Genomic DNA, 4171 nt, shown 5'->3' with positions numbered 1-4171 from the left:
CGGCGGTGGTGGGCTCGGGCTCGGGTTCTGGCTCCGCGGGCGGCTCCTCCTCCCGCTGCTCGGGGACGGTGGTCGTCAGTCCCTCGTCGGGAGAGGGGTCGGTGATCTCCTGGTCCGGCTCCGGTGCCTCGGGGGTGGCGTCCGTGGTGAGGGCGGGGCGCGGCCCCCGATCCGGTTCGAGGGAGTCGGCCGTGCCGCACCCTGCCGCGCCCACAAGCGCCGCCGCGACTATTCCCAACGTCCTCTGCCGAGCCCGCACTTGCTTCCTCCGCACTGATCGTCCGGCGTGTGGTGCGGACCACTCTGTCAGACCCGCACCGGGGCGACGGGCTAGGGTCGGGAGCATGGTGTCGGAGGAGGAGAGCGGCAGCGTCCGCGTGGACAGCTGGATCTGGTCCGTGCGGCTGGCGAAGACGCGCTCTGCCGCCGCCAGCGCGTGCCGGGCGGGGCACGTGCGGGTGAACGGGGAGCGGGCGAAGCCGGCGCAGCCGGTGCGGGCCGGCGACGAGATCCGGGTGCGGCAGGAGGGCCGGGAGCGGATCGTGGTGGTGCGCAAGCTGATCCGCAAGCGGGTCGGCGCGCCGGTCGCGGTCGAGTGCTACCAGGACAACAGCCCGCCGCCGCCCCCGCGCGAGCAGATGGTCGCGGTGGCCCGCCGCGACCGCGGCACCGGCCGCCCGACCAAACGCGAACGCCGCGAGACGGAACGCCTCCGCGGCCTCCGCCGCCCGCCTGCGGCAGGCTAGACCGGCGCCCGGCCGGGGCAGGCCGCCGCCCCGGCCGGCCCGGCCCGCCGGACGCGAGTCCTCGGACAGGGCGAACTCCCCGGCCATGGGCACGCCGCGACCGGCCGGCGCATCGACCGCCCGACCACCGGCCAAGACGGCACCGCGACGGCGCGACCCACCGACCACCGCCAAGGCCGGCCTGGCCAGAGGGCTACGCGCCGCGATCGGCCAGCATGTCGCTCATGAGACGGATCTCCGACTCCTGCGCCTCGACCATGCCCGCGGCGAGGTTCCTGATCTCCTCGGTGCCGGCGTCCCGCGCGGCCGCCTCGGCCATCAGCACGCCGCCCTCGTGGTGGGCCGTCATCAGCTCCAGGTAGCGGATCTCCGCGTCCTCGCCCTCGGCCGCGGCGAGTTCGTCGAGCTCCTGGTCGGTGGCCATGCCGGGCATCCCGCCCTCGTGGCCGCCGCCGTGGCCGTCCTCGGCCATCCAGGACATCGGCGGCTCACCCGAGCTCTTGTTGTGGCCCCAGACCTCGAGCCAGCCGAGCATCATCCCCCGCTGGTTGGCCTGGGTGTTGATGATGTCGTACGCGAGCCTGCGCACGTCCTCGTCATCGGTGCGGTCCCGGATGATGAAGGACATCTCCACCGCCTGCTGGTGGTGGACGGACATGTCACGCGCGAAGCCGACGTCCGCCGAGTCCTCGGCCGGCGCGTCCGGCTCGGACTCGGCGGGGGCCAGGGCGGTCAGGCCGATCAGCACCGCGGCGACCGCGGCGATCGCGCCGCTCGCCGCGAACAACCACCGCCGGACAGCGGCTGTCATTCCGTGACCCCTCCGGTGCAGGCGGCGCCCGGCTCGGGCGTCTGCGGGCCCTGGACGAAGGTGTTGAAGAAGGTCTCGACGCGCGGGTCGTCGGCGGTGTCGAGAGCCAGCTGGTTGCCCCAGGCGGTGAGCACGATCGGGGACTCCTGGTCCGGCTTGGGGCTCATCAGGGTGTAGGTGGTGGCGGAGACGCGGTCCGAGAGGGTCGCTATGTCGGCCTCGGCCGCGGCGTCGTTGTAGGTGACCCAGACCGCGCCGTGCTCGAGCGAGTGCACCGCGTTCTCGTTCGGTATCTCGGACTCGTAGACGTCGGCGTCGCAGTTCATCCAGGCCTGCGCGTGGTCGCCGCCGGCCGGCGGGATCATCGCGTAGTCGACCTCGCCCTCGACGTGGTTGCGCCCCAGGTCCTCCCAGGTCTGCACGCCCTCGATCTCGCTGGACTCGCCGGCCTGCGGCGCGGCCTCGTCGTCGCTGTCGGTGCTGGCCACCAGCCACCAGCCACCGCCGACGGTGGCGGCGAGCACCACGGTGCAGGCGACTATGGTGAGGATGCGGTTGCGGCGGTCACGGGCGCGTTCCCTGCGGCGCGCCTCCTCGATCTTGGCACGGCGCTCGGCGGCGGCGTTCCGCTTCCCCGACTTGCCGCCGGGCTTGTTGGTGGCCTTGTTGTTGGTCTTGTTGGTTGCCATGGTGTCCTCTTCCGGCGAACGGGATGGTCCTGTCTGGTGGTGCGGGGTGGGACTTTCCCGTCACGTTCGCTGGATCCGCAGCCGATGCAGGTCGACGGCCCAGGCCCGGTCGTTCGCCGGTCCGCTGATGCCGGGGGCGGCGATGGCGCGGGCGGGCGACGCCGGGTCGGGCGGCGGAACGTGGAGCGCGAGCGGGGCCGGGAGCAGCGGGTCGGCCGGCGTGCCCGGGCCGCCATGGCAGGTGCTGCCCGGGTCGATGGAGTCCGCCGGCGGCTGGGCGTGGGGGTGCTGCCCGAGATCCGGCTGCGCGGCGTGGTGACCCGAGGTCGCGGCCGGGGTGACGGCCAGGGCGTCGGCCTCGGCGCCGACGGCGCAGAGGCCGAGGGCGCACAGCACCACGACGAGGGCGAGCAGCAGGCTCCGCAGTGGCGCCGTGCCCGAGGCAGCCCCGCCGCGCCGGGCGGGGCTGACGTCTGTGCCGCCGGTCCGGCCGGCTGATCGGGTCATCGACGGTCATCGTACTCATGGCCGATCGGTGATGGACCGGTGCCGTCATGACCACGGATCGTCGCGGAGGGCAGGGTAGCGTGGGAATCGGCCTTGCGCCGCACGGTTGTTGGGGACACGGCCGCACGGATTCCACACAACGGGATCTTCAGGATCTATCCGACTTATCAGACTCTCAGACTCGAAGGAGAGCGTCGAGATGGTGTTCAAACGGCTGCTCGGGGCGCTCGGCGTGGGCGGGCCCTCGGTGGACACGATCCTGGACGGTGGTGCGGTCGTTCCCGGCAGCACCCTGACGGGGCGGGTCATGGTGCGGGGCGGCTCCATGGATGTCGAGATCACCGGCATCCACCTGGACTTCGTGGCCCGGGTGGAGGCGGAGGGGCACGACTCGGAGACCGAGGGCAACGTCGTCTTCCACCGGGTCACGGTGGGCGGCGGCTTCCGCCTCGCCGAGGAGCAGGAGTTCAGCGTGCCGTTCCAGGTGCCGGTGCCCTGGGAGACCCCGATCACCGAGATCTACGGCCAGCCGCTCGGCATCGTGCTCGGGGTGCGCACCGAGCTCGCGGTGGCCGGCGCGGTGGACAAGGGCGACCTGGACCCGCTGATGGTGCGGCCGCTGCCGGTGCAGGAGGCCGTGCTCGAGGCGTTCGGCCAGCTCGGCTTCGGGTTCAAGACGGCCGACCTGGAACTGGGGCGCATCGGCGGCACCGGGCAGACGCTGCCGTTCTACCAGGAGATCGAGATGTACCCGCCGGAGCGCTACGCGCGCGCCATGCGCGAGATCGAGGTCTCCCTGCTGGCCTCCCCCAGCGGGCTCGAGGTGGTGCTCGAGGCCGACAAGCCGGGCGGGTTCCTCTCCTCCGGGCACGACGTCGTCAACCGCTTCCAGGTGGGCCACCAGGACGTCGGACGGACGGACTTCAACGCCCTGGTGGACTCCTGGGTCCAGCAGCTCGCCCAGCGGCGCGGCGGGCACGGCGGCGGCTTCCTGGGCGGCGACCACCACGGCCACCGCGACGATGAGCGTTCGGGATTCGGCGCCGGCGCGATGATCGCGGGGGTGGCGGCCGGCGTGGTCGGTGGGCTCGTGATGGGCGAGATCATCGACGAGATCGGCGACGCCTTCGAGGGCGACGAGGGCTGACGCGCGAGACCACCGGCTCACTCGCCCGAACTCCCCCGTTCACTCGGGCGAGTGAGCCTTCGCTCGTTAACCACGGTCCGCTCGGGTCTTGTCCCGGCGGCACGGCGACTCTGGTGTAAGAACGACCCTGAAATCGATCTTCGCCGTACTCATCCCCGTTGGTGTTGGGCCTCGTTCGCCATGAAACGTTCGCCATGAAATTGCTACGGAAAATCAACGCCGCGCTCGGCTCGGCGACCGGCTTCCAGGTGCGCCGCGTCGGTCCTCGGAG

Annotated in this window: 5 protein-coding genes and 1 pseudogene; 2 read left to right on the top strand and 4 right to left on the bottom strand. The window is 72.5% G+C overall.

What is annotated here, in order from left to right; translation table 11 throughout:
- Positions 1-214 (bottom strand): annotated as a pseudogene (locus E1265_RS34445) (murein L,D-transpeptidase); the annotation flags it as partial.
- A 130-nt stretch (positions 215-344) separates the two neighbouring features.
- On the opposite strand from E1265_RS34445, the gene E1265_RS34440 reads away from it, so the two are divergent.
- On the top strand, positions 345-746 hold the full coding sequence (locus E1265_RS34440; protein WP_132934888.1) for a S4 domain-containing protein: 402 nt from the start codon (positions 345-347) through the stop codon (positions 744-746).
- Positions 747-939: 193 nt separating this feature from the next.
- Here the strand turns inward: E1265_RS34440 and E1265_RS34435 are convergent, their stop codons facing one another.
- From E1265_RS34435 to E1265_RS34425, 3 genes are read right to left on the bottom strand one after another with little or no spacing between them, the layout of a single operon-like run.
- Positions 940-1557: a DUF305 domain-containing protein gene (locus E1265_RS34435; RefSeq protein ID WP_132934887.1), complete on the bottom strand. Its 618-nt coding sequence runs from the start codon at positions 1555-1557 to the stop codon at positions 940-942.
- On the bottom strand, positions 1554-2246 hold the full coding sequence (locus E1265_RS34430; protein ID WP_132934886.1) for a DUF3105 domain-containing protein: 693 nt from the start codon (positions 2244-2246) through the stop codon (positions 1554-1556). Before E1265_RS34430 ends, E1265_RS34435 begins: the two co-directional genes overlap by 4 nt.
- 60 nt (positions 2247-2306) lie before the next feature.
- Positions 2307-2753 (bottom strand): hypothetical protein, encoded by a 447-nt coding sequence (locus tag E1265_RS34425; RefSeq protein WP_132934885.1) that lies wholly within the window; start codon positions 2751-2753, stop codon positions 2307-2309.
- Positions 2754-2952: 199 nt separating this feature from the next.
- On the opposite strand from E1265_RS34425, the gene E1265_RS34420 reads away from it, so the two are divergent.
- Positions 2953-3900 (top strand): sporulation protein, encoded by a 948-nt coding sequence (locus E1265_RS34420; RefSeq protein ID WP_132934884.1) that lies wholly within the window; start codon positions 2953-2955, stop codon positions 3898-3900.
- Positions 3901-4171 lie beyond the last annotated feature (271 nt).

The organism is Streptomyces sp. 8K308, from assembly GCF_004348315.1.
GTDB lineage: Bacteria > Actinomycetota > Actinomycetes > Streptomycetales > Streptomycetaceae > Streptomyces.
Note: the sequence above shows the minus strand (reverse complement) of the source record. Positions and strands in the feature narration are given on the sequence as shown.